The sequence below is a fragment of the Streptococcus sp. STR1/CE/0325 genome (assembly GCF_055386095.1).
The window spans coordinates 442,551-468,570 of sequence record NZ_AP045018.1; the positions used below are offsets into that span (position 1 = coordinate 442,551).

A 26,020-nucleotide genomic window follows, 5' to 3' on the forward strand; every position below is an offset into this window, starting at 1 on the left:
TCTGATTTAAAATCGTCTTTTGGTTCTTTTTAAAAAGAAAAGGAATATAAACTAAAAAATGTCTTGTATTTATCGAACCTTATGATATAATAGTCAAAATACACATTTGGAGTAGTAAGAAAAATGAACGATAAATCCTTAGAAAAGCTGGCCAAGGTGGAGTTGCATTGTCATCTGGATGGCTCCTTGTCCTTGGACTGTATCCGAGAATTGGCTCGAAAATCCAAGGTGACTTTGCCAGAAAGCGATGCGGCTTTGAAAGCCTTGGTCAGTGCGCCAAAAGATTGTACCAATTTGATGGACTACCTCAAGACCTTTGACGTGATCCGTCCCTTACTTCAGACCAAAGAAGCCCTCTTTTTGGCAGCCTATGATGTGGTCAAGCAGGCTGCTATGGACGGTGTGATTTATATTGAAGTCCGCTTTGCACCAGAGTTATCCATGGATCAAGGCTTGAGTGTGAGAGAAGTCGTTGAAGCGGTTTCTGCTGGCTTGAAAAAAGGACAGGAAGACTTTGGAGTGGTGGCAAAAGCCTTGGTTTGTGGGATGAAACAAAGTAAGCAGGATAAAACCAAAGCTATTTTTGAAGAAAGTCAGTCTTTGATTGGTGACACCTTGTTGGGCGGTGATTTTGCGGGCAATGAAGTTGATTTTCCGACCGAAGTCTTTACAGAGCTATTACAGCAATTCAACCAAGAAACGGGCTATCCCATGACCTTTCATGCGGGTGAATGTGGCTGTGTGGCTAATATTTCCTCTGCCATCCAGCTTGGAGCAAGACGCATTGGACATGCCACCGCCATCACCCAGCATCCCGATGTTGTTGAAAATCTCATCAAGCATCAGGTCACACCAGAACTCTGCTTGACCAGTAATCTGCAAACGAAGGCGATTGATTCGATAGAAGCTTTTCCTTATCTGACCTTGAAACAAGCAGGAGCCCCCCTTAGTATCAATACTGATAATCGAACGGTGTCACAGACCACTCTCACGAGAGAATATGGCCTCTATCAGCGTTATTTTCAGACCAGTTTTGCCGATTTTTACCAGCACAACCGCGATGCTTTGTTGGCTTCTTTTGCCTCGCAAGAAGAAAAAGACCAACTCCTAGCGGTTCTAAAAGAGGCTTATGCTCCTTATCTCAGCGAGGAGAAAAGATAACTTATTAGTTCTCAAGGAATAGGAAATGTGGTATAATGTAGGCAAGTTTTATTGGAGGATATTATGGCATTAGCTAAAATTGTTTATGCGAGTATGACGGGCAATACTGAAGAAATTGCAGATATTGTTGCCGATCGACTGAGAGAACTCGGTCATACCGTTGATATTGATGAATGCACAGCGGTAGATGCCAGTGATTTTGAAGATGCAGATGTCGCCATTGTTGCCACTTATACTTATGGGGATGGGGATTTGCCAGATGAGATTGTTGATTTTTACGATGATTTAAAGGAATTGGATTTGAGCGACAAGCTATACGGTGTTGTTGGCTCTGGCGATACTTTTTACGACTATTTCTGTAAGGCTGTGGATGACTTTGAAGACGCTTTTGAAGAAACAGGCGCCACCAAAGGTGCTGATGCGGTTAAAGTCGATTTATCTGCAGAGGAAGAGGATATTGAACGCTTAGAAGCCTTTGCTCAAGCGATTTCAGATCAACTGAACTAAGAGGCGAAACAAACGCCTCTTTTTGAGAGTGGGACAGAACTCAAAATTAAAAATGTTTAGTTCCCCTTGCTTCCGCAAGGGTGATTAGGCGCTTTTTGTGATCTTGAAAAGCCAATGAAAAGTCCAGTCATCTACTGCGTCAATCCTTTATGAGAAAATCAAGATAGGGAGTGATTCATTTTGTCTCAGATTCTTTTGAGTATAAAAAAAGCTAGTTTGGTGTTTTTATTAGCTGCTCTTTCAGGATTGTTGCGCTATACTTTGACGCAGTGGTTTGTCTCGAGGTGGACGATTCCTGTTATTAACTTTGTTGGTATTTTTTTACTGACTTTTTTGGTGAAGGGTTATTTATTGCGAAGGAAAGTCGTTTCGTCCACTTGGATTGTTGGCTTACAAGTTGGTTTTTTAGGAGGCTTAACCACCATTGCAACGCCTCTACTCACTCTACACGAAGAGCTAGCAAAAGGGGAGTGGTTGCCATTTTTAGGCGATCTTGTCTTAACCCTAATAGGCGGACTTTTGGTGGCTCTTGTGGCGGATTATTTAGCCAATCGCTGCTTTAAGGAGGTGGTTTGATGTGGTTAGCCATCGCTTTGATGTGTGGTTTGGGAGCTGTGGTACGTTATACCTTCACCGCCTTTAATCAGAACCGCCTCTTCCCCTTAGGCACCTTATTGGTCAATTTATGTGCGGCCTTTTTGATGGGGTATGCGACCAAGCATTTTTTCTCTTCTCCCATGTATCCTATTTTTACCGTGGGTTTTTTGGGTGGTTTAGGCACCTACTCGACCTTAAATGATGAATTATTGCGTCTTTTAAAGCACAAAAAAATCTTTGTCCTTTATACTTTCTTGACCTATGTGGGTGGCTTTTTAGCCTTGGTTTTAGGATTTTTGGTATAAAATTTCTTGACAATCAAACCAAAAACAAGGTATAATAAAACTTGTGTAAAATGGATACACAAAAAACGGCTAATCCGCTGGGACAAGCACTTATGATTAGCAAGAGAAGGAGTAAAAATAAACATGAATCCATTAATTCAAAGTTTGACCGAAGGTCAATTGCGTAGCGATATCCCTGCTTTTCGTCCTGGTGACACTGTTCGTGTCCACGCGAAAGTTGTCGAAGGTTCTAGAGAACGTATCCAGATCTTTGAAGGGGTTGTTATCTCTCGTAAAGGTCAAGGCATTTCTGAAATGTACACAGTTCGTAAGATTTCAAGCGGTATCGGTGTAGAGCGTACTTTCCCACTTCACACACCACGTGTTGAAAAAATCGAAGTGGTTCGTTACGGTAAAGTTCGTCGTGCGAAACTTTACTACCTTCGTGCCCTTCAAGGTAAAGCGGCTCGTATCAAAGAAATCCGCCGTTAAGAAAAAAGTGAGAGCTAGGAGGAAACAACTAGCTCTTCACTGTTATGGTCATTTACTTTGTTTCTTATGACTTTGTTAGCCCGTCTTGTTGATGTCTTTGACGCGTTGCCTTGTCCTAAAAGCAAATGAAATGACGCTATCAGAGTGATGTTCTCACTCTGATTTTAAGTCCTCTTAGTTAAATGGATATAACAACTCCCTCCTAAGGAGTAGTTGCAGGTTCGATTCCTGCAGGGGATAGTATTTTTTAAGAGAATCTTTGTTACAAAGGTTCTCTTTTGTTTTGAAGTCAAAGGAGACGACAAATGGATAAATGGAAGATGAAGTTACCTGGTATCGGACTGTGTTTGCTTTTAGGCGGTGTGGCGATTGGTTTGGGGCGTTTTTTTCCTCTCATTGGCTCGAGTGTTTTTGCGATTATCCTGGGGATTTTAGTCAATAATACCCTTGGTGTTAGCGAGCGTTATCAAGCTGGTGTGGCTTATAGTGGCAAGAGTTTGTTGCAATATGCGGTGATTATGCTGGGCTTTACTATGTCTTTTGGTGAAGTATCAAAAATTGGGGTGAGCTCCTTGCCTCTTACCTTTATCACGATTAGCGTCTCGTTTTTGGTGGCTTATTTGGTAGGAAAACGCCTCAAATTAGCTTCTAAGGTAGCCACTCTAATCGGTTTTGGGACAGCTATTTGTGGCGGCTCTGCTATTGCTGCGGCTTCTCCTATTTTAGAGGCAGAAGATGAAGATATTGCACTTTCCATTTCGACCATTTTCTTTTTTAACATCATTGCAGTTTTTTTGTTCCCAGCGCTTGGGCATCTCATGCACCTGTCGGATTTTGATTTTGGACTTTGGGCTGGAACAGCGATCAATGATACCTCATCTGTGGTGGCAGCTGGGTATAGTTATAGCGACAAGGCTGGCGATTTTGCGACCATTGTTAAACTAGCAAGGGCTCTGATGATCGTGCCGGGGTGCTTGATTTTAGCAGGGATTCAAGTCTATCGTTCAAAGAAAAGTGAGAGCAAGTTTTCCTTTAAAACGGTCTTTCCTTGGTTCATTCTGTGGTTCTTTTTGGCTTCTGTTCTCTCTAGTTTTCCCTTCTTTCCAAAATCAGGGGTGGGACTTGCTAAGACCCTATCGCAGTGTCTGATGGCCATGGCTCTAGCAGGTATTGGTTGCAAGGTCTCCTTTAAACAGTTTAAAAAAGCAGGACTCAAGCCCATTTTAACAGGCTTAGCAGCTTGGGCGGCAGTTGCTATTTCAAGCCTATTGCTCCAAGGTATCTTATTTTAAATTTTCAGGTAGGTATGGTAGAAAGGAGATGTGAGTGAAACATCAGTTGTTAAACGACAAGCGTATTGATTATTCCATTATTTTTCCCGTGATTTGTCTGCTCTTGATGGGCTTATTGGCTATTTTTGTTGCCATCAATCATGATTACCCTCACAATCTTCTTCCAGTGATGGGACAGCAGTTGGTCTGGGTGACAGTTGGTTGTCTGGCGGCCTTGGTTGTGATGTTTTTTAGCACGGAGTTTTTGTGGAAGTGGACCCCTTATTTCTACGTTTTGGGTCTGGTCTTGATGGTCTTACCCTTAGTGCTTTACAATCCCAGACTAGTAGCTGCGACTGGGGCGAAAAACTGGGTAAGTATTGGCTCTGTGACCCTTTTTCAGCCCTCAGAGTTTATGAAAATCGCGTATATCCTTTCTTTGTCGCGTTTAGCGGTCTGGTTTCAACAGCAAAAGCAAGAAGCGAGCCTCAAGCGAGATGGGCTTCTCATCACTTATGATTTATTATTGACCCTTCCTGTGTTGGTCTTATTGGCGCTGCAAAAAGACTTTGGAACGGCGCTGGTCTTTGTGGCTATTTTGTCTGGCATTATCCTTTTATCTGGGATTTCTTGGAAGATTATTTTACCTGTCATTGGCAGTTTTGCCATTGGTGTCGTGGGTTTTCTTGCGATTTTTCTCAATGAAAAAGGTCGGGAATGGCTCCATAGCCTAGGAATGGACACCTACCAGATTAACCGGATTTCTGCTTGGCTCAATCCTTTTGATTATGCAGGGACCATTGCTTACCAGCAGACCCAAGGGATGGTTTCGATTGGAACGGGCGGTCTTTTTGGCAAAGGCATCAATCATTTGGATTTAAGTGTTCCAGTCAGAGAAAGTGATATGATTTTTACTGTCATTGCAGAAAATTTTGGCTTTATCGGATCAGCTGTGGTGCTGGGGCTTTACCTTCTCTTGATTTATCGTATGCTGAGAGTGGTCTTTATTTCCAATAACCTCTTTTACACTTATATTGCGACGGGCTTTATCATGATGATTTTATTCCATATTTTTGAAAATATCGGAGCCAGTCTTGGTATTTTACCGTTGACGGGAATTCCCCTCCCCTTTATCTCACAAGGTGGCAGTGCTTTGATTAGCAATATGATTGGTGTTGGCTTGATTTTATCTATGTCTTATCAGACAGAAGTGAAAAAAGAAAAAGGCATTGACCAGCAATTTACCCCCAATCGGACCCGCAAAAAAAGGGCGAGAAACTAATCTCGTTCTTTTTTAGTCTTAGAAAGAACAATCAGGGTGATGAAAGCGCTCTAGGCTATCCATTTCACTAAAAATGTGCTATAATAAAAAGAGTTACTAACGAAAAAAGGTTGAAAACATGACAAGAGAAGAAGACAAGAAAAAACAGGAGCAACTGGACACCTATGATGCCAGCCAGATTCAAGTCTTAGAAGGACTTGAAGCTGTTCGGATGCGTCCGGGGATGTATATTGGATCAACCTCAAAAGAGGGGTTGCACCATTTGGTCTGGGAAATTGTGGACAATTCCATTGACGAAGCCTTGGCAGGCTTTGCGAGCCATATCGAGGTGATTATCGAGGCAGACAATTCGATTACGGTCATCGATGACGGACGTGGGATTCCAGTTGATATTCAAGAAAAAACGGGCCGTCCAGCCGTTGAGACGGTCTTTACTGTTCTCCATGCTGGAGGTAAATTTGGCGGAGGCGGCTACAAGGTATCAGGAGGCCTACACGGGGTCGGCTCTTCGGTTGTTAATGCCTTATCCACCCAGTTAGATGTGACGGTCTATAAAAACGGAAAAGTCTATTTCCAAGAATACCACAAAGGGCAAGTCGTGGCTGACTTGGCGCAGATTGGTGAGACAGATCGCACAGGGACAACGGTTCATTTTACCCCAGATGACGAGATTTTCACCGAGACAACGGACTATGACTTTGATAAATTAGCCAAACGTATCCAAGAGTTGGCCTTTTTAAATCGTGGCTTGCAGTTGACCTTAGTGGATAAACGTGAGGGCAAAGAGCAAGAAAGAAGCTACCACTACGAAGGTGGTATTGTCAGCTATGTTGAGTATATCAATGCCAACAAAGAGGCTATTTTTGAAGATCCTATCTATACGGACGGTGAGTTGGACGGTATTACCGTCGAAGTCGCTATGCAATACACCACCAGTTTTCATGAAACGGTCATCAGCTTTGCCAACAATATCCACACCCATGAAGGGGGAACCCATGAGCAAGGCTTTAGAACAGCCCTCACACGGGTCATCAATGATTATGCTAAGAAAAATAAACTGCTAAAGGAAAATGACGACAATCTCACCGGTGAGGACGTCAGAGAAGGCTTGACAGCTGTGATTTCTGTTAAACACCCTAATCCGCAATTTGAAGGGCAAACCAAGACCAAGTTGGGAAATTCTGAGGTGGTTAAGATTACCAATCGCCTCTTTAGCGATGCTTTTAGTCGATTTCTTTTAGAACACCCACAGATTGCTAAGAAGATTGTTGAAAAAGGGATCTTAGCCAGCAAGGCTAGAATTGCTGCTAAAAGAGCGCGCGAAGTGACAAGGCGCAAGTCTGGTCTTGAGATCTCTAATCTTCCGGGTAAGTTAGCGGACTGCTCGTCTAATAACCCTCAAGAAACAGAGTTATTCATCGTGGAGGGGGATTCGGCAGGTGGTTCTGCTAAGTCTGGTCGTAACCGTGAGTTTCAAGCGATTTTGCCCATTCGTGGAAAAATCTTGAACGTGGAAAAAGCCACGATGGATAAGATTTTGGCCAATGCTGAAATTCGTAGCCTCTTTACAGCCATGGGGACTGGTTTTGGGGCGGATTTTGATGTGGCAAAGGCGAGATACCACAAGCTCGTTATCATGACGGATGCGGATGTCGATGGCGCCCACATCAGAACCTTATTGTTGACCTTGATCTATCGTTTCATGCGCCCAATTTTAGAGGCAGGCTATGTTTATATTGCCCAACCTCCTATCTATGGGGTCAAGGTCGGCAGTGAAGTCAAGGCTTATATCCAACCAGGAGCGGATCAAGAAATCAAACTCCAAGAAGCTCTTGAAAAATACAGCCAAGGGCGGTCAAAACCGACGGTTCAGCGCTATAAGGGACTTGGAGAAATGGACGATCACCAACTGTGGGAAACCACCATGGACCCAGAACACCGTTTAATGGCGCGTGTTTCAGTGGACGATGCAGCAGAGGCTGACCGAATCTTTGATATGTTGATGGGAGACCGGGTTGAGCCAAGACGAGAATTTATTGAAGAAAATGCCGTGTACAGTACGTTAGATATTTAATTCAGGATTGTTTTTGAAAATCCGCTAGGAGTATGGTATAATCGTAACGTTATCGCGTATTTTTAGAAGAAAAAAGATTACTGAAGGAGAAAAAAATGTCGAGCGGAATTGTTTGGCTGATTGTGGCGATTGTGATTATTCTCATAGCCGTCTATTTATTCAGCATCGTAGTGAGAAGGCGAAATGACGCCTTAATCGCTCATTTAGAAGAACAAAAACAAGAATTGATGCAACGACCAGTCGAAGAAGAGATGGATCGGGTCAAAAAACTCAACTTGATTGGTCAAAGTCAGGCGAGTTTTAGAGAGTGGCATCAAAAGTGGTTAGATGTTTCGGTTAATTCTTTAGAGAGCCTTGAACAACATCTGGTTGAAGCGGAAAACTACAATGCCACCTTTAACTTTGTTCGTGCTAATAATGAAATCAAAAAAGTGGAAAGTCAGCTAAAGGTCATTGAAGATGACATCACAGCTATCCAAGAAGGTCTCGCTTTATTGCGTGAGCAAGAAGAAAAAAATAGTGCTAGAGTGACCCACGCTCTTGATTTGTATGAAGAGTTGCAGGCTTCTATCGAGGAAAATTCGGATAATTTTGGGTCAACCTTTCCTGAAATTCAAAAACAGTTGGGGAATATTGAGGCAGAGTTTTCTCAATTTGTCGCCCTCAACTCTTCAGGAGATCCAATTGAAGCCTCCGAAATCTTGGATCGTGCAGAAGAGCATACCATTGCACTGGGGCAAATTTCAGAGCAGATTCCAGCTATTGTTGCAAAACTAGAAGATGATTTTCCAGATCAGTTGGAGGACTTAGAGTCTGGCTATCGCAAACTGCTTGAGGAGCACTATCACTTTGTAGAACGTGATGTTGAAGCACGTTTCCAATCTATCCGAGAAGCCATCAGTAGCAATAGTTCGGAGTTGGTTAGCTTGGATTTGGAGCGCGCCAAGCGTGAAAATGAAGAAATCCAGCGCAAGATTGATTTCTTATACGACTTGTTCCAAAGAGAGATAGCTTCTTATAAGGTGGTCGCAAGGGATCTCAAGATGCTTCCAGCTTACTTGGAGCATGTGACTTCTAATAATGAGAAGTTAAATGAAGAGCTTGATCGCTTATTGAAGCGTTATACCTTAACAGATAACCACAGTGCCACCATTCATCAATTTGCTTCAGAGCTTGATAAGGTTAAGGCGATTGTTGAGCCCATTTTGGAAGAACAGACCAAGCCTTATTCTGAATTGGAAAGTATTTTGACCAAGCAGCTTAGAAAATTGAATGCACTAGAAGCAGCTCAAATCGAGCTGTTTACGAACTTGCAAGACCTTGAACAAATCGAGGACAAAGCACGTCAAAATATCGATTCCTATGTTAATAAACTCCATGTCATCAAACGTTACATGGAAAAACGCAATCTCCCTGGCATCCCGCAGGACTTCTTGAGCGTCTTTTTTACAACCAGCTCGCAATTAGAAGCCTTAATCGGAGAATTGAGCAGAGTTAAAATTGATATTCAAGCAGTCGCGCGCCTAAGAGAAGTGGTGATTAAAGCGATTGAAAACCTAGAGCGGACCACTTATCAAGTAGTTAAGAATGCTGTTTTGACAGAGCAGTTACTACAATATTCCAATCGCTATCGTAGTTTTGAACCAAACGTTCAAAGTAGTTTTGAGCATGCCTTGAAACTCTTTGAGCAAGATTATGATTATCAAGCCTCTTTTGATGAGATTTCTTACGCCTTAGAATTGGTTGAGCCAGGCGTGACAGAGCGTTTTGTATCTTCTTATGACAAGACTAAAGAAACCATTGTTTTTTAAAAAGAAATGAGATTATTGGCTCATTTCTTTTTTTATTTTACGAATAAAGAAATGAAGACTAGAAATCAAAAAAGAGCAATAGATTTCTTGTTGAAAAGTTAACAAAATTGTGGTAGAATTACCCCGAACAGGTTCTAATAAAGAAGGAGAAGCTTATGCGTAAAAAGATGTATAAAGCAAAAAAACGCTGGGTTGTCGCTAGTATAGCTATTGTAGCGGCAGTAGGGCAAGCAGCTCTTGTTTCAGCGGACACAGAAGGGACACCGACTAGCACGGTCGATACAACAGCAACGACTGTATCTGACAAAGCGTCGTCCCAAAGCGATACGAGTGCGTCTGTCAATAATGCGGGCGCCCCAGTGGTATCTGATATTCCTAAAGCCCCAGCTCCTGTCTCAGAAGTTGGAGGGCTAGGTGAGGCAGCGACGTCTGCGTCACAAGGTGACTATCAAACCATCAATAAAGTCGTTTATCTTGATGCAGGTCATGGCGGGAAAGATCCAGGTGCTAGCTATGGCGGAGTGAATGAAAAAGATTTAACGCTTTCTATTCATAATCTCGTTAAGGAAAAATTGCAAGATGCAGGCTATGCGGTTCATTCTGCTAGAACGACGGATCATTTTGTCGAATTGATCGACCGCTCTAAAGACGTGAATGCCAGTGATTCTGACTTATTTGTCAGCATTCATATCAATGCTTCTCCAAGTGCGAGCGCTTCTGGAATTGAGACCTATTGGTATGAAGCTTTTCCTGAATACCCTTCAAGAATTAACAGCCAATACCATGTTAACCCAGAACGCCTCAAGCGCAGTGCTTATTTGGCTGATGAGATCCAAAAATACACAGTCCAAGAAACAGGAGCCATCAACCGTGGTGTCCAAAGAAATACTTTCTCTGTATTGAGAGAGACCACTGCACCAGCAGTTCTCGTTGAGTTGGGATATGTGTCAAACCCGGCAGAGCGGGCAAAATTGGTGACGCCTGCTTACCAAGAAAAATTAGCAGATGGAATTGTCAAAGGGATCTTGAGCTACTATAAGGCCTTCAATCCAAATGATAAATCATCAGGAACAGTAGCACCATCAAGACCAAGCACGCCAGCACAACCAGTAGTCACTCGCCCAACCACTAAGCTCCCAGCTTCAGGCAGTTATACGTTTACGCAAGCATCAGATGTCAAGGCAGAGCCAAAGATGTCATCACAAGCTCTAGCGACTTACCAAGTTGGCGATAGAGTTAACTATGATAAGGTCGTCAATGCAGACGGCTACAACTGGCTCAGCTATATTTCTTACGGTGGCAATCGCCGCTATGTAGCAGTTGAAAAAGTTGCGGCTACTCAACCAACAACTCCAGCAGTCAAGGAAGAACCCAAAGTTGAGACTAAGCCTGTTGAAACAGTCAAACCAAGCACGCCAGCGCAACCAGTAGTGAGTCGCCCAACGACTAATCTTCCAGCCTCAGGTACTTACACCTTTACCAAAGCGTCTGATATTAAAGCAGAGCCCAAAGTATCCTCACCCGTTTTAGCGACTTATCAAGTTGGTGACAGAGTCAATTATGACAAGGTTGTGAATGCAGACGGTTACAATTGGCTCAGCTACATCTCTTTTGGAGGTCACCGTCGTTATATCGCGGTAGAGCAAATGTCAGCCTCTCAACCAACGACTCCAGCAGTCAAGGAAGAACCTAAGGTTGAGAATAAACCAGTCGAAACAGTCAAACCAAGCACGCCAGCACAACCAGTAGTGAGTCGCCCAACTACTAAACTCCCAGCGTCTGGTAGTTATACGTTTACGCAAGCTTCAGATGTTAAGGCGGAGCCAAAAATATCATCACAAGCTCTAGCAACTTACCAAGTTGGTGATAGAGTTAACTATGATAAGGTCGTCAACGCAGATGGCTACAACTGGCTCAGTTACATTTCTTACGGTGGCAATCGCCGCTATGTAGCAGTTGAAAAAGTTGCGGCTAATCAACCAACAACTCCAGCAGTCAAGGAAGAACCAAAAGTTGAGACTAAGCCTGTTGAAACGGTTAAACCAAACACGCCAGCACAACCAGTAGTCACTCGCCCAACGACTAAGCTTCCAGCCTCAGGTACTTACACCTTTACCAAAGCGTCTGATATTAAAGCGGAGCCTAAAGTATCTTCACCCGTTTTAGCAACCTACCAAGTTGGTCAAAGTGTTAACTATGATAAGGTCGTCAACGCAGATGGTTATAACTGGCTCAGTTACCTCTCCTTTGCAGGGCATCGTCGTTATATCGCAGTAGAGCAAATGGCAGCCACTCAACCAACGACTCCAGCAGTCAAGGAGGAGCCTAAGGTTGAAACTAAACCTGTTGAAACAGTTAAACCAAGTACCCCAGCACAACCAGTAGTGAGTCGCCCAACCACTAAACTCCCAGCGTCAGGTACTTACACCTTTACTAAAGCGTCTGATATTAAAGCAGAGCCTAAAGTATCTTCACCCGTTTTAGCGACCTACCAAGTTGGTCAAAGTGTTAACTATGATAAGGTCGTCAACGCAGATGGCTATAACTGGCTCAGTTACCTCTCCTTTGCAGGTCACCGTCGTTATATCGCAGTAGAGCAAATGGCAGCCACTCAACCAACGACTCCAGCAGTCAAGGAGGAGCCTAAGGTTGAAACTAAACCTGTTGAAACAGTTAAACCAAGTACCCCAGCACAACCAGTAGTGAGTCGCCCAACGACTAAGCTCCCAGCTTCAGGTACTTACACCTTTACTAAAGCGTCTGATATTAAAGCAGAGCCTAAAGTATCTTCACCCGTTTTAGCGACCTACCAAGTTGGTCAAAGTGTCAACTACGATAAGGTCGTCAACGCTGATGGCTATAACTGGCTCAGTTACATTTCTTATGGCGGCAATCGCCGCTATGTAGCGGTTGAAAAGGCTGTGGCTACTCAACCAACAACTCCAGCAGTCAAGGAAGAACCTAAGGTTGAGACTAAACCCGTTGAAACAGTCAAACCAAGCACGCCAGCGCAACCAGTAGTGAGTCGTCCAACGACTAATCTTCCAGCGTCAGGTACTTACACCTTTACCAAAGCGTCTGATATTAAAGCAGAGCCCAAAGTATCCTCACCCGTTTTAGCGACTTATCAAGTTGGTGACAGAGTCAATTATGACAAGGTTGTGAATGCGGACGGTTACAATTGGCTCAGCTACATCTCTTTTGGAGGTCACCGTCGTTATATCGCGGTAGAGCAAATGGCAGCCTCTCAACCAGCTACTCCAGTGGTTAAGGAAGCGGTTAAGACATCAAAAATAGCCGATCGTAATGTAAATGAGATTAGTGATGTTTACTATTCTCAACGAGACCCAGAATGGAGTAGAAAAGTTTACGGTTCTTATAATCTTGACTATTCTGGCTGTGTACCGACCAGTCTTGCTATGGTTATTCGTTCTATGACAGGGGAAAATGTGAAGCCAACAGATGTGGCTGATTACTTGTATAAGGAAACAGATACCTTTAATAAAAGAGAAGCGGGTACTTCTCAAGATGGTATCTTTAGGGCAGCAGAAAAATGGAACTTGGATGCGATGGTTCTTAATTCCAAAGAAGCAATCGCAGATGCTCTGAAAGAGGGAGCTTATGTCTTGGCAGCCATCCAAGGAAATCCATTTGTTCGGATTGCAGGCAGCCTCAGTCACGAGCTCGTTCTACAAGGTTATGACAATGGTAAGACCTATGCCAAGGACCCATATACTCCAGCCCTTAGTGGATGGTATAGTATTGATCATTTGTTTAATACGCAAAGTCAATTCCCAGAAGATCGCACACAAGGTTTGCCTTTTGTCAAATTGATGACGAAAGCCTAAATGTAGCGATACAATAGTTTGCTAAAAAGTATGTCCCTGACATACTTTTTAGTTGTTTTCTTTGTATTTTCTTATATAATGGAACTAACTGAAAAGAAATGAGGAAGCAGCAATGAAAGATGCCTTGTTAAATCGCTTTTTATCCTATGTTAAAATCAACACGAGAAGTGATGCGGATAGCACGACTGTCCCTTCCACCCAAAGTCAGGTTGATTTTGCGCTCAATGTCTTGAAGCCAGAGATGGAAGCTATCGGTTTAGAAAGGGTTCACTACCTTGAACACAATGGCTATGTGGTAGGCACTTTGCCTGCTAATAGTGAGGATTTCTCTTATAAAATCGGCTTTATCTCACATATTGATACTGCGGACTTTAATGCTGAAGGGGTTAATCCACAACTTGTTGAAAACTATGATGGTGGCGTGATTCCGCTAGGCGAGAGTGGTTTTCAGCTCAATCCTGCGGAGTTTCCGCAGTTAAAGAATTATGTCGGTCAGACCCTTATCACAACAGATGGCACGACTTTGCTGGGGAGTGATGACAAATCTGGTATCGCAGAAATTATGACGGCGATGAGCTACTTGGCTTCTCATCCAGAAATTCCCCACGGAGAAATTCGTGTGGCCTTTGGTCCTGATGAGGAAATTGGACGTGGTGCCGATCTTTTTGATGTGGCTGATTTTGATGTGGATTTTGCTTATACGGTGGATGGTGGTCCTTTAGGAGAATTGCAGTATGAAACTTTTAATGCTGCTTCTGCTAGCTTACGCTTTTTAGGACGCAATGTCCATCCAGGGACTGCCAAGGGACAAATGATTAATGCCCTTCAATTAGCCATGGATTTCCACAAAGAATTGCCAGAAACGGAGCGTCCAGAAGTGACAGATGGCTATCAAGGTTTTTACCACTTGCTAGAGATGGCAGGTACTGTTGAAGAGGCAGAGAGCTACTACATTATCCGTGATTTTGAAGAAAAGGACTTTCAGCGCCGCAAGGCTTATATGGCAGAAATCGCTGATCGGATGAATCAAGCACTTGGTGAAGAGCGGATTATCTTGACCTTGCATGATGAATATCGTAATATGAAAGAAGTCATCGAAAAAGATATGACACCTGTTGAGCTCGCTAAGGCAGTCATGGAAGAATTGAAGATTACCCCGATTGTTGAGCCGATTCGCGGTGGAACCGATGGGTCAAAGATTTCCTTTATGGGGATTCCAACGCCAAATATCTTTGCAGGTGGTGAAAACATGCATGGGCGTTTTGAGTTTGTCAGTCTAGAAACCATGGAAGAGGCTGTCCAAGTGATTGTCGGAATTTCGACTCGTAAATCCGTAGAAAACTAGAAAAAAAGGACGAACTATGATAGAATGGGTAGTAATGGAGGTTTCGATATGATAAAAATATTTGGTAAGGTGAGGTACCACTGGCAACCAGAATTGTCTTGGTTTATCACTTACTGGTCTATCGCCATTGCTCCTATCTTTCTTAGTTTGGCTTTGGTTTATGAACACACAACCATTCCTCGCAATATCTTTATTTTGTTTATCTTATTTGTTGTGTTGGTGGGACTTGGTTTTCATCGTTACTTTGTGATTGAAAGGGATTATTTGCGTATTATTTCCCTAAATCCCTTTAAACCATCTCGCGTTAAGATTAGTGATATTGAGAAGATAGAGGTGACCAAATCAACGCTGACCTTAGTCATGATTCATCAAAAAAAGCGTCTGTTTTACATGCGAAAATGGACCAAGAAGTATTTTCTAGATGACTTGGCTCTTCACCCAGATTTTAAGGGCGAGGTGGAGTTGATGGATAATTTTATCAATCTCGATTATTTTGAGTTTTATCAGAAAGAAAAAAAAGCCCCTAATCAACGATAAGGGCTTTGGTAGGGCAAGACTTCACTGCAAGCAGAGTGTCCTTGTCATCAGGGAGTTCTGCGGTGAGATCTTCTGTATGAGCAAACTTGACAATCCCATCATCATGGTAGTCAAAAACATCCGAGTAGGTTTGACACAAACCACAAGCAATACATCTTTCTGGAATAAGTGATACTTTCATACTATTATTGTAATACGAAATGAAGAAATTAACAAGGGGGAAGGCATGGTAAAACAACCGTGGGAACAAAAAATCGATGATAGCAAGACCGAGAAAGCAACGAGGCAGGCCAAGGGGGCTTTTATTAGCACACCTGTCTTGACGTTGCTCTTGAGCATTTTCTTTTTCATTGTGGTGGCTATCTTATTTGTGGTCTTTTATACGTCAAATGGTGGGAGCGATCAAACGTCAGCGACCAATGCTTTTTATGGGGCTTCAAAAGCCTCATCATCAAAGAGCGAGGCAGTGTCTTCATCTGAGGCGTCCTCCTCAAAAACGTCAGACAGCCAAGAGGAAGAAGAACAAGCCAGTAGTACCAGCGCTAGCAGTGAGGAAACCAGTAGCTCTAGTAGCAAGACGAGAGGTCAAGGGCAAACGATTACTGTCCTAGCAGGTGAGGGAGCAGGTGCTATTGCAGCGAGAGCTGGGATTTCAGTGGCTCAACTCCAAGAACTCAATCCGGATCATATGACGACAGGGGCTTGGTACGCTAACCCAGGTGATGTGGTTTATATCAACTAAGAGGAAACGATGAAACAGATAAAAATTGCTATTGATGGACCAGCTTCTAGTGGAAAGAGTACGGTGGCGAAAATCTTAGCCGAGAAACTCCGCTATACTTATTTGGATACTGGGGCTATGTATCGTTCGGTGACTTATTTGACCTTGAAAGAGGGGCTGTCTGAAGGGATGGTAGAAGAGATTTTAGCGACTTTAGACCAACACCCTATTTCTTTTAAGCGCTCTAGCCAAGATCAGCAGTTGGTTTTTGTAGGCGATGAGGATGTGACGGATGCTATTCGTCAAAATGATGTGACGCAAAATGTCTCTTGGGTAGCAGCCATTCCAGAAGTGAGAGAACGTTTGGTGGAGATGCAACGTGAAATTGCAAGCAAAGGTGGCATTATCATGGATGGGCGTGATATTGGAACGGTTGTTCTTCCTGATGCCGAACTCAAGATTTTTTTGGTCGCTTCGGTGGAAGAAAGAGCTCAACGTCGCTTTAAGGAAAATCAAGAAAAAGGCATTCCATCAGATCTTGAAGCTATTAAAACATCCATTGAAGAAAGAGACTATAAGGATAGCCACCGCGAGACTTCTCCTTTGAAACCAGCAGAAGATGCTATCTTGTTTGATACGACAGGAGTGTCCATTGAGGGCGTGACAGATTTTATTTTGGAAAAAGCAAAAGAAATCCTTGACAAACCATAAAGAAGATGATAAGATATTATACGAGAAAAGCAGAAGTGAGAACTTCTCGCCTTGCGACTAGCGTTGTCTGGCTCTACATGAACAGTTCCAAGTATGGGATATAATGTAGTGCGGACTTTTTGTGAAAAGGGTCCGCTTTCGTTTTTCTCTAAAAAAATGAAGAGGTGAAGAACATAGCTAAAAAAGATTTGTTCATCAATGATGAGATTCGCGTTCGCGAAGTACGTCTCATAGGTCTTGAGGGTGAGCAGCTTGGCATCAAGCCATTGTCAGAAGCTCAAGCATTGGCAGATGATGCTAATGTAGATTTAGTACTGATTCAGCCTCAAGCGACCCCACCTGTTGCAAAGATTATGGACTATGGCAAGTTCAAATTTGAGTATCAAAAGAAACAAAAGGAACAACGCAAAAAACAAAGTGTTGTGACGGTCAAAGAGATTCGTTTGAGTCCTGTTATTGACAAGGGTGATTTTGAAACCAAACTTCGCAACGGACGCAAGTTCCTTGAAAAAGGAAACAAGGTTAAAGTATCCATTCGTTTTAGAGGACGGATGATTACGCATAAGGAAATCGGAGCAAAAGTCCTTGCAGACTATGCTGAAGCAACACAAGACATTGCCATCATTGAGCAACGTGCAAAGATGGATGGTCGTCAAATGTTCATGCAGCTTGCCCCAATTCCTGAGAAAAAATAGGGATTTTTCCCAAAAACGATCATTTTAAGGAGAACATTAACATGCCAAAACAAAAAACACACCGCGCATCAGCTAAGCGTTTTAAACGTACCGGTTCTGGTGGCTTGAAACGTTTCCGTGCTTATACGTCTCACCGTTTCCACGGAAAAACTAAAAAACAACGTCGTCACCTTAGAAAAGCATCTATGGTATCACATAGCGACTTTAAGCGCATCAAAGCTATGCTAACTGGTCTTAAATAAGATCAAGCGTTGATTAGATTACACTATTTAGAGAACATTATTTGGAGGAAAGTTAAATGGCACGTGTTAAAGGTGGCGTTGTTTCAAGAAGACGTCGTAAACGTATTTTAAAATTAGCGAAGGGTTACTACGGTTCTAAACATATCTTGTTCAAGACAGCTAAAGAACAAGTGATGAATGCATACTACTATGCATACCGTGACCGTCGTCAAAAGAAACGTGATTTCCGTAAACTATGGATCACTCGTATCAATGCAGCAGCTCGTATGAACGGTTTGTCATATTCTCAATTGATGCACGGTTTGAAATTAGCTGAAATCGAAGTAAACCGCAAGATGCTTGCGGACTTGGCAGTTAATGATGCAGCAGCCTTCACAGCTTTGGCTGAAGCTGCAAAAGCTAAATTGGCAAAATAAAACCTAAAAAGACTAAAGTCTAGACACTGACTTTGGTCTTTTTCATTTTCTAGGGATGATTTTTATGTTTATTTAAGATATAATGAAAGGGTAATCAAAAGCAGTCACTAGAAAGGATGTCTTGTGTTTAAAGAAGATGCCACCATTCTTGCCCAAGAGGTAAGAACAAACAAACGGTCCCCTAAAGAGTTGGTGGAGGCAGCTATCTCAACGATTGAGTCCCTCAATCCAAAATCAAATGCTGTGGTTTCCAAGCGTTATGAGAAAGCTTTGAAGGAGGCGAAAGAGCGTGTTTATCGCAACCAGCCTTTTTTTGGTGTACCTATCTTACTTAAAGACTTGGGGCAAGAACAAGAGGGAGAGCTCTCCACATCAGGCTCTTCTTTGTTTGCTCAGTATCGTGCAAAGAGCAGTGATAACTATGTCAAAGCCATAGAAAGCCTTGGCTTTATCGTGCTTGGGCGTACCAATACGCCCGAATTTGGTTTTAAGAATATTAGCGATAGCAGGCTTCATGGACCAGTGAAACTTCCCTATGATCATAGTCGCAATGCTGGGGGGTCAAGTGGAGGATCTGGAGCGGCAGTGGCTGCTGGTATGGTTCCCCTTGCAGGAGCCAGTGATGGAGGGGGGTCTATTCGGATTCCAGCTTCCTTTAATGGGCTCATTGGTCTCAAACCCAGTCGTGGTAGGATTCCTGTCGGTCCTAGCTCTTTTAGAGGGTGGCAGGGCTTGTCGGTGCATTTTGCCTTGACAAAAACGGTACGAGATACCAAAAATCTCCTCTACCACTTGCAGAGTTGTCAAATGGAGAGTCCCTTTGTTCTTCCGACCTTGTCTCTCGAGGCTTTGCAAGCTCCTTTGAAAAAAGGATTGACCATTGCTGTGCAGCTGGATTCTCCAGTTGGAGGGGATGTGTCACAGGCAGCTAGGAAGGCGGTCCTTTCGACTTGTTCTTTGCTTGAGGAGATGGGGCATGATTTGGTTTTTGTGGATACTGTCGGGGTGGATGGTCTTGAGGCGATTCAAAGTTACTACCTAATGAATAGTGTAGAGACGGCCTTGATGTTTGACCAGATTGAAAGTGGTTTGAAAAGACCGCTAGAAAAAGGGGATATGGAGGACATGACTTGGGTCTTGTATCGCAGTGGGCAAAAAATTCTTGCCAAGGACTATAGTGCTGCTATTCAAAAATGGGATAAGTATAGCCATCAGATGAGCGTCTTTCACGAAACTTATGATATTTTGCTGTCACCTGCTACCGCAGATGTGGCTCCTAAGCTAGATTATTTCACTCTATCGTCATTTGTGCGCGAACGTATGGATAGAGTAGATGAGCTGAGTGTCACAGAGCAGCAGGAATTGGTGCTTGATATGTTTCGACCAGGTCTAGATCTGACTCCTTTTAACCAATTGGCCAATCAAACAGGCCAACCTTCGATTAGCCTTCCCCTGTTTGAAGATGAATCAGGTCTGCCTTTAGGTGTGCAATTCACAGCCGCTAAGGGAAGAGAAGACCTCCTTTTAGCTTTAGCACAAACACTAGAAGAGGCTGGTGCCTTTTTCTCCCTCCGCTCTTAACAGAAAGTGAGATGTCATGAAGCAATTTATTGACCTGCAACTGATCCGAGATAGCTTTAGCTTTGTCATTTCGGGTTTGCCATACACTCTTGGGATTTCTTTTGCCAGCTTTCTTTTAGGCTTAATCTTAGGCTTTTTTCTCGCCTTGATGCGCCTTTCTGGCAAAAAATGGTTGACCCTTCCTTCCACCATTTATATCTCTCTTATGCGGGGGGTTCCGATGATTGTAGTCTTGTTTGTCCTTTATTTTGGGCTACCCTATTATGGTATCCAGCTCCCTGCTTTATTGTGTGCCTTGATTGGTTTTAGTTTGGTGAGTTCGGCTTATATTTCCGAGATTTTTCGCTCGGCTATTAGTGCGGTGGATAAGGGACAGTGGGAAGCTGCGACCGCTCTTGGTCTGCCAAAGGCAAAGACTATTCGCTATGTAATCTTACCTCAAGCCATGCGGATTGCCATTCCCCCACTTGGCAATGTCATCATTGATATGGTGAAAAGTTCGTCACTGGTTGCCATGATTACGGTTCCCGATATTTTTCAAAATGCTAAGATTGTTGGTGGCTCCAAATGGGATTACATGTCCATGTATATCTTGGTTGCCTTGATTTATTGGGTTTTGACCATTCTCTTGGAGCAAGGTCAGGCTCTGCTTGAGAGACGCTTACGTTTAGGGTAAAGGAGGGTGTGATGGAGCATTCAACTTGGCATGAGGCCATCAAAAAAGAGTTGCCAGATGGCTATTTTCGTCAGATTAATCAATTTTTGGACCGAGTTTATCAAGAAGAGACGGTCTATCCTCCAAGAGATAAGGTTTTTAATGCCATTCAAACAACGCCTCTTGAGACAGTCAAGGTTGTCTTGATTGGTCAAGATCCTTATCATGGACCTAAGCAAGCTCAAGGACTCTCTTTTTCGGTGCCAGATGATCTCCCTGCCCCACCGTCTTTGCAAAATATTTTAAAAGAATTGGCAGATGATCTAGGCACTAGAGCTCACCATGATTTAACTAGCTGGGCCAAGCAAGGGGTTCTCTTGCTCAATGCCTGCTTAACCGTACCAGCAGGTCGAGCTAATGGGCATGCAGGTCAGATCTGGGAGCCTTTTACAGATGCCGTCATTCGAGTGGTCAATCAAAAGGAAGAGCCGGTGGTCTTTATCCTTTGGGGAGGTTATGCAAGACAGAAAAAATCATTGATTGATAGCACCAGACATCTAGTGATTGAGAGTGCGCATCCAAGCCCTTTGTCGGCTTATCGGGGTTTTTTTGGCTCCAAACCTTTTTCTAGAACCAATGCTTTTTTGAAAGACAAAGGGCTTGTTCCCATCGATTGGCTACATTAAAAGTTGTCGAATCTTATTTTTGTTTTTGATTGAAAATGTTCCGATTTCTGATATAATGGAGATGTAATATTAAAAAGGAGGAGATTATGAAGAAGAAATCTCTTATCGTTCCAGCACTATCAACCTTGTTGATCTCAGCCGCTGTTTTGGCACAAAAAGCTCAAGCAGAAGAAACAACTCCTGTTTCAAACCAACCTGCAACCACTGCGACTGCCCAAACAGAAACAGCAACCACAACAGCGACAACAACACCAGCACCAAAAGCTGTCAAAGAAACCCAACCCGTTTCTTCAGATACAGTGACTATCTTACATACCAATGATATGCACGGTCACATTGTGGCTGAGCCAGGTCAAGGAGTTATTGGAGCTGCTAAATTGGCAGCTGTGGTGGAAGATCAACGAGCAAAAGGTGAAACGATCGTCCTTGATGCCGGAGATGCTTTCCAAGGCATGCCTATTTCAAATAGCACCAAGGGAGAAGATCTTGCTAACATCATGAACCAAATCGGTTATGATGCCATGGCAGTTGGGAACCATGAGTTTGACTTTGGTAAGGATGAGCTGATTAAGTACAAATCATTGCTCAACTTCCCAATCTTGAGTTCAAACGTTTATGTTGATGGCGTTCGTCTTTTCCAACCTTATACCGTTGTCGATAAGGATAAAACTGTCGAAGGCGATGAGTTTGTCGTGATTGGGGTAACAACTCCAGAAACAGCAACCAAAACACATCCACGCAATGTCGAAGGAGTGACCTTTACTGAACCAATCCAAGAAGTAGAAAATGTCATCGCAGAGGTGGAAGCAAAAGCCAAAGCAGAAGGCAAAACTTACAACAACTATGTCGTTCTCAGTCACTTGGGCATTGACCAAACGACAAAACCAGAATGGCAAGGTGGTACTCTAGCTGAGACCTTGTCTAAAAACCCGCTTCTTAAAGGGAAGAATGTCATTGTTATCGATGGACACTCTCACACGTTAGCGACAGCGACTTATGGCGACCACGATGTCTATAACCAAACTGGTAGCTACCTTCACAATATCGGTCGTATCACACTTGATCGTGCAACGAACAAATTAAATGCTGGTGTCATCACCTATAAGGATACCAAAGATATCCAAGAAGACCCAACAATCGCAGCTGAAGTGGCGAATATCAAGGCGAAATTTGAAGCTCACAATGCTCAAGTGGTTGTCGCAAACAACCCTGTTCACCTTGATTCTGACCGCATGAATGTGCGTGTGCGTGAAACCAACCTTGGCGATCTTATCTCAGACAGCATGCTAGCTTATGGTCAAACAGGCTTTAGCCACCCATCAAACCTTGCGGTCATGAATGGTGGCGGTATCCGTGAAACACTTGAAAAAGACAAACCGATCACTAAAGGTGATGTGATTGCGGTTCTTCCATTTGGAAATACCATGTCACAAATCACGGTAACTGGTCAAAATATTCAAGACATGTTTGTGAAGTCTCTCAGCTCTATCCAACAAAAGACAGCTGAAGGTCAACCGGTCTTGGATGAAAATGGTCGTCCACTTCTTGAACCAAGTGGTGGTTTCCTACATGTTTCAGGAGCTATTGTCTATTATGACACAGCTTTAAACGGTGCTGATCGTGTGCTTCATATCTCTATCTACAACCCAGAAAAAGATGACTTTGAACCACTTGATTTGAAAGGCACTTACTACCTCGCGACTAACGATTTCCTTGCAGCAGGAGGAGATGGTTACACTATGCTTGGTGGGGCGCGTGAAGAAGGTCCATCTCTTGATACAGTCTTTGAGGAATACCTCAAAAATCCAGAACTTGATTTGTCTGTCTATGACGTCATCAATCCAAATGCACGCTTGATTTCAGTAGATTCAACTCTTGATGCCAACGGCAACGGTGTTCCAGATTACATGGAAAAAGAGGCAAAAGCACCTGAGCTTCCTGGTATTAAGATCACAGATAAGGGTAATGGTCACTACACTGGTGTGGTTAGTGAAGATTTGACCTTCACAAAACCAACATTTGATCTCACACCAGCAAAGGAAACGACACCAGATTTGGCTTCTTTCCCAATGTCAGCTGGTAAAGAAATGGCTAAACCAATGGGCATGATGGAAAAATCAGCTAAAGTTTCTGAGAAAACTCTCCCAGAAACCGCTAGCAAAGAATCAGCGCTTGGCTTGGCTCTTGGTTTATCTCTTATGACAACTGGTCTTGTCTTGGCAAGAAAAAAAGCACAAAACTAAGCTAATAGAAACAAAAAAGCAGGTCAAACCTGCTTTTTTATTTGGTTTCTCTAAAGAAGATAAAGCAAACGTTCCGAGGCTAACATAAACTTTGGAACCTTGGTATCATTTATTTTGTTTTTTCTTAACGGCTTGTTTGGTCAGATTGAGTCCAAAAGGAACGAGATTTTCCTGTTTTTTGACAATCCGTTTGATATTGTCGGTATGGCGAATGATGATGAGGCTAGCAATCAAAATAACGACAACAGAAAAGATGGGATCGTACTGGGTCAAAATGATCTGGTATTTGGGAAAGATTAGAACCCCTAGAATCGCAAAAAAAGTTACGGTCACACTGGCAAAAGAAATCATGCTGGTCAGATAAAGGGTGATAGCAAAGATGATAAGCAAATACAGGAAGAACAAGGGGGAATAGCCAAGCAGGACTCCTGCACTGGTCGCAACAGCCTTGCCTCCCTTAAATTCAGCAAAAATAGGATAGGTATGACCGATGATGGCAAAAAAGCCAATGAGTAGTGGTGCGACACCCGAAAAGCCAAAATAAAAAGGAAGCAGGGTCGCTAAAGTCCCTTTTAAGAGATCGACAAAGAGTGTCACTAAACCAGCCTTAACCCCTAAGATACGAAAGGTGTTGGTGGTTCCTGTATTGCCGCTGCCGTGTTCACGCAGATTTTTGTGGTAGAAATAGTGCCCAATCCAAAGCCCAGTTGGAATGGACCCAAGCAGATAAGCGACTAAGATCAGTAATATCGATTTCATCATATTCTTATTATATCACGAAAAGGCTAAAAGAGAAGACTTTAGGTCAGAAAAAGAATCTTAAGAAGAGGGACAAAATCAGGAAAAGCCTTGCTATACTACGTATAACAAGTATTGACTTAACAGTCAATACTTAATCTAAAGAGCATGAATAGAGAAAGGTTCAGAAATGTTAAAACTAGAAGATTGTCTGCATCTTTTGGCAGAGGATTTAGGTCAGATCAAGGTCAAATTTAATAACTGGACAGGCGAGCATCCTATTGATAGCTATCTAAGAAATCCAGAAGACGTCAATAATATGAATCTTTTTTGGCGGAGCAACCTTAGATACTTCAGTGTAGGAGATGTGGCACTTAATTTTATTAAACTAGATGAAGATAAGTGGCTTTTGACGACGATAAAGAAAGTGACAAGAGAGCTGGGGGTTAGATACGGTCAAAATTATGAGGGAGAGGCTTTAGAGCAATACTCTTCTTATTTTGGTCGCTTAGTCATTCGTTATAAAAAGCAAGGACGTATCGGGATTCGAAACTATGCTTCCATCATGCAGGATTTGGAAGTTTATCAACTGCTTCCCGAGGTTTATAGTGGCTCTGATTTTCAAGGGTATGATGATATTTGTTTATCTTATACGCAGTTAGAGCGGATTTTTAGATTGGAGAAAAGGGATTGGCTCACTGCTTTGAAAAATCAAAAAGCGGTCTATCTCATCACTGATCGAAAGACAGGAAAACTTTATGTCGGATCAGCGACGAGTGATCACGGGATGTTGCTTGCTAGATGGTCCAGCTATGTAGCCAACGGTCATGGGGGCAATAAAGAGCTAAAAGTACTGGTGGAAAAAGAAGGTTTTGACTATGTAAAAACCTATTTTCAGTATAGTTTGCTGGAAAATTATAACGGAAAAATCGATGACCATTTCGTACTCGAAAGAGAATCATGGTGGAAAGAAGTCTTGCAATCAAGAAAGTTTGGCTATAATGCCAATTAAAAATGAACAGATGAGGTGTAAAAAGAAGAAAAAATGAGAGATTGGGAGGAACAAAACCATCGCAGTGAGATGGCATCTCAAGCCAAAAGGCAAAATGACCTTTTGGAGGCACAGAATCGTGCAATAGAAGATGAAGCAAGAAGGCGAAACGAGCTTTTAGAAAAGCACAACCGTGAACAAAAAGAGTTCAATCGTCTAAAAAGAGAGCAAATTGCAGCTGAAGAAGAGCGGTATCAAAGAGAACGTTTGGACCGCAAAGATAAAGAGTATCGAGATAAAATTTATGCTTTAAAATTAACCTTGGCACAAACACCAGACCCTCTAGCAAGAGAGCCAATAGCTATTTTATTAGAGGAGGCCAAGCAGGACTATCAAGTGTTTTTGGATGACTTAGAAAGACAACGCATAGCCAAAGAACAAGCCAGGGAGCAGGCTCATCAAGAATATTTGAGAGAGCAGGCTGAAAATGAAAGACAGCAAAAAAGATGGCAACGTAAACAGCGAATTAAGGCTGTGCTGAGTGCTTTGATTGTGTTTCCATTGCTGATTTTAGCGCTTATTTTAGGTTTAAAGTGGATGATGGATACAGCTCACGAAAGGAAGGAAGTGCAACACCTGAGTACTCAGAAGTCATCTGATAGAGTCGAGGCGAGTTCGTCTGAGTCAAAAGCTCAACAAACCAGTGAGAAAAAAGTATCTTCCTCAAGATATGGGGAAGACACCTCACAGGTTGTTGCCCCTTATGCAAATCAAGGTGAAACACCGATTTCTCCTTCGTCTTCTTCTGACACCGCTCTATCTCACAGAGTGGATACTAAAAATTTAACAACTCAAGAAATGAAAGACTGGGTGATTCATGATCTAGAGAAGCGGATAAAATGGGATGATATGGATATTCAGATTGAGAAAAGAGCTGATGGATTGGCTTATGCAACAGTGATAACCAGCTTTGATAATGGCGTTTCACGTACTCATTATTATCGGATCTCTGGACAAGGTTATCTGGAAGTGAAGAAAAACGATGGTTGGTATGTGGTTGAAAAAGACTATCCTGATTTCTAAAAGAGCTAGTATCAGCTCTTTTTTGATTTGCAAAATCCTTTAAAAACTT

At 42.8% G+C, this 26,020-nt stretch carries 25 protein-coding genes, 1 tRNA gene and 1 other annotated feature; of the genes, 24 read left to right on the top strand and 2 right to left on the bottom strand.

Annotated elements, in window-relative coordinates; all coding sequences use genetic code 11:
* Nucleotides 1-123: 123 nt before the first annotated feature.
* From add to ACZ49W_RS02395, 13 genes are all read left to right on the top strand, one after another.
* Entirely contained in the window at nucleotides 124-1,161 is a 1,038-nt protein-coding gene (add, locus tag ACZ49W_RS02335; RefSeq protein ID WP_464813734.1) for an adenosine deaminase, read from the top strand.
* Nucleotides 1,162-1,224: 63 nt separating this feature from the next.
* Nucleotides 1,225-1,668, top strand: a complete 444-nt coding sequence (locus ACZ49W_RS02340; protein WP_464813735.1) for a flavodoxin — start codon at nucleotides 1,225-1,227, stop codon at nucleotides 1,666-1,668.
* A 180-nt stretch (nucleotides 1,669-1,848) separates the two neighbouring features.
* Nucleotides 1,849-2,244 carry a fluoride efflux transporter FluC gene (locus ACZ49W_RS02345; protein WP_464813736.1) on the top strand — a complete coding sequence of 132 codons (396 nt, stop codon included), beginning with the start codon at nucleotides 1,849-1,851 and terminating at the stop codon, nucleotides 2,242-2,244.
* A complete protein-coding gene (gene crcB, locus ACZ49W_RS02350; protein WP_464813737.1) occupies nucleotides 2,244-2,570 on the top strand; it encodes a fluoride efflux transporter CrcB in 327 nt (108 codons plus the stop codon). The genes ACZ49W_RS02345 and crcB overlap by 1 nt, the downstream gene beginning before the upstream one ends.
* 123 nt (nucleotides 2,571-2,693) lie before the next feature.
* Nucleotides 2,694-3,041, top strand: a complete 348-nt coding sequence (gene rplS / locus ACZ49W_RS02355) for a 50S ribosomal protein L19 (protein WP_464813738.1) — start codon at nucleotides 2,694-2,696, stop codon at nucleotides 3,039-3,041.
* 168 nt (nucleotides 3,042-3,209) lie between these two features.
* Nucleotides 3,210-3,281: transfer RNA gene (locus ACZ49W_RS02360), tRNA-Arg, on the top strand.
* 65 nt (nucleotides 3,282-3,346) lie between these two features.
* Entirely contained in the window at nucleotides 3,347-4,333 is a 987-nt protein-coding gene (locus ACZ49W_RS02365) for a YeiH family protein (protein WP_464813739.1), read from the top strand.
* A 34-nt stretch (nucleotides 4,334-4,367) separates the two neighbouring features.
* The gene (locus tag ACZ49W_RS02370; protein WP_464813740.1) at nucleotides 4,368-5,594 is read left to right on the top strand and encodes an FtsW/RodA/SpoVE family cell cycle protein; all 1,227 of its coding nucleotides are present in this window, start codon (nucleotides 4,368-4,370) and stop codon (nucleotides 5,592-5,594) included.
* Nucleotides 5,595-5,712: 118 nt separating this feature from the next.
* Nucleotides 5,713-7,668 carry a DNA topoisomerase (ATP-hydrolyzing) subunit B gene (gene gyrB, locus ACZ49W_RS02375; protein ID WP_464813741.1) on the top strand — a complete coding sequence of 652 codons (1,956 nt, stop codon included), beginning with the start codon at nucleotides 5,713-5,715 and terminating at the stop codon, nucleotides 7,666-7,668.
* A gap of 95 nt (nucleotides 7,669-7,763) precedes the next feature.
* The gene (gene ezrA, locus ACZ49W_RS02380; RefSeq protein ID WP_464813742.1) at nucleotides 7,764-9,479 is read left to right on the top strand and encodes a septation ring formation regulator EzrA; all 1,716 of its coding nucleotides are present in this window, start codon (nucleotides 7,764-7,766) and stop codon (nucleotides 9,477-9,479) included.
* 155 nt (nucleotides 9,480-9,634) lie between these two features.
* Nucleotides 9,635-13,327, top strand: coding sequence for an SH3 domain-containing protein (locus ACZ49W_RS02385; protein WP_464813743.1), 3,693 nt, complete (start codon nucleotides 9,635-9,637; stop codon nucleotides 13,325-13,327).
* Nucleotides 13,328-13,439: 112 nt separating this feature from the next.
* A complete protein-coding gene (pepT, locus tag ACZ49W_RS02390) occupies nucleotides 13,440-14,672 on the top strand; it encodes a peptidase T (protein WP_464813744.1) in 1,233 nt (410 codons plus the stop codon).
* A gap of 48 nt (nucleotides 14,673-14,720) precedes the next feature.
* Nucleotides 14,721-15,209, top strand: coding sequence for an EbsA family protein (locus ACZ49W_RS02395; protein WP_464813745.1), 489 nt, complete (start codon nucleotides 14,721-14,723; stop codon nucleotides 15,207-15,209).
* On the opposite strand, the gene ACZ49W_RS02400 is transcribed toward ACZ49W_RS02395, so the two are convergent.
* On the bottom strand, nucleotides 15,196-15,390 hold the full coding sequence (locus ACZ49W_RS02400; RefSeq protein ID WP_464813746.1) for a ferredoxin: 195 nt from the start codon (nucleotides 15,388-15,390) through the stop codon (nucleotides 15,196-15,198). The genes ACZ49W_RS02395 and ACZ49W_RS02400 overlap by 14 nt on opposite strands.
* A 45-nt stretch (nucleotides 15,391-15,435) precedes the next feature.
* On the opposite strand from ACZ49W_RS02400, the gene ACZ49W_RS02405 reads away from it, so the two are divergent.
* From ACZ49W_RS02405 to ACZ49W_RS02445, 9 genes are all read left to right on the top strand, one after another.
* Nucleotides 15,436-15,951, top strand: coding sequence for an SAG1386/EF1546 family surface-associated protein (locus tag ACZ49W_RS02405; protein ID WP_464813747.1), 516 nt, complete (start codon nucleotides 15,436-15,438; stop codon nucleotides 15,949-15,951).
* Between the two features lie 9 nt (nucleotides 15,952-15,960).
* Nucleotides 15,961-16,641 carry a (d)CMP kinase gene (gene cmk, locus ACZ49W_RS02410; RefSeq protein WP_464813748.1) on the top strand — a complete coding sequence of 227 codons (681 nt, stop codon included), beginning with the start codon at nucleotides 15,961-15,963 and terminating at the stop codon, nucleotides 16,639-16,641.
* 21 nt (nucleotides 16,642-16,662) lie between these two features.
* Nucleotides 16,663-16,791, top strand: a sequence feature (ribosomal protein L20 leader region).
* A 14-nt stretch (nucleotides 16,792-16,805) separates the two neighbouring features.
* On the top strand, nucleotides 16,806-17,336 hold the full coding sequence (gene infC, locus ACZ49W_RS02415; RefSeq protein ID WP_464813749.1) for a translation initiation factor IF-3: 531 nt from the start codon (nucleotides 16,806-16,808) through the stop codon (nucleotides 17,334-17,336).
* A gap of 41 nt (nucleotides 17,337-17,377) precedes the next feature.
* On the top strand, nucleotides 17,378-17,578 hold the full coding sequence (gene rpmI / locus ACZ49W_RS02420; RefSeq protein WP_464813750.1) for a 50S ribosomal protein L35: 201 nt from the start codon (nucleotides 17,378-17,380) through the stop codon (nucleotides 17,576-17,578).
* A 56-nt stretch (nucleotides 17,579-17,634) separates the two neighbouring features.
* On the top strand, nucleotides 17,635-17,994 hold the full coding sequence (rplT, locus tag ACZ49W_RS02425) for a 50S ribosomal protein L20 (protein WP_464813751.1): 360 nt from the start codon (nucleotides 17,635-17,637) through the stop codon (nucleotides 17,992-17,994).
* Between the two features lie 123 nt (nucleotides 17,995-18,117).
* Nucleotides 18,118-19,575: an amidase gene (locus tag ACZ49W_RS02430; protein WP_464813752.1), complete on the top strand. Its 1,458-nt coding sequence runs from the start codon at nucleotides 18,118-18,120 to the stop codon at nucleotides 19,573-19,575.
* Between the two features lie 16 nt (nucleotides 19,576-19,591).
* Entirely contained in the window at nucleotides 19,592-20,251 is a 660-nt protein-coding gene (locus tag ACZ49W_RS02435) for an amino acid ABC transporter permease (RefSeq protein WP_464813753.1), read from the top strand.
* Between the two features lie 11 nt (nucleotides 20,252-20,262).
* Nucleotides 20,263-20,916, top strand: coding sequence for a uracil-DNA glycosylase (locus ACZ49W_RS02440; RefSeq protein WP_464813754.1), 654 nt, complete (start codon nucleotides 20,263-20,265; stop codon nucleotides 20,914-20,916).
* 86 nt (nucleotides 20,917-21,002) lie between these two features.
* On the top strand, nucleotides 21,003-23,159 hold the full coding sequence (locus ACZ49W_RS02445) for a 5'-nucleotidase C-terminal domain-containing protein (RefSeq protein WP_464813755.1): 2,157 nt from the start codon (nucleotides 21,003-21,005) through the stop codon (nucleotides 23,157-23,159).
* Nucleotides 23,160-23,264: 105 nt separating this feature from the next.
* Here the strand turns inward: ACZ49W_RS02445 and plsY are convergent, their stop codons facing one another.
* Nucleotides 23,265-23,918 (bottom strand): glycerol-3-phosphate 1-O-acyltransferase PlsY, encoded by a 654-nt coding sequence (gene plsY, locus ACZ49W_RS02450; protein WP_464813756.1) that lies wholly within the window; start codon nucleotides 23,916-23,918, stop codon nucleotides 23,265-23,267.
* A gap of 169 nt (nucleotides 23,919-24,087) precedes the next feature.
* On the opposite strand from plsY, the gene ACZ49W_RS02455 reads away from it, so the two are divergent.
* Together ACZ49W_RS02455 and ACZ49W_RS02460 are read left to right on the top strand one after the other, a co-directional pair.
* Complete coding sequence (locus tag ACZ49W_RS02455) at nucleotides 24,088-24,909, top strand: GIY-YIG nuclease family protein (protein WP_464813757.1); 822 nt, start codon at nucleotides 24,088-24,090, stop codon at nucleotides 24,907-24,909.
* Nucleotides 24,910-25,155: 246 nt separating this feature from the next.
* Entirely contained in the window at nucleotides 25,156-25,971 is an 816-nt protein-coding gene (locus ACZ49W_RS02460; protein WP_464813758.1) for a hypothetical protein, read from the top strand.
* Nucleotides 25,972-26,020 lie beyond the last annotated feature (49 nt).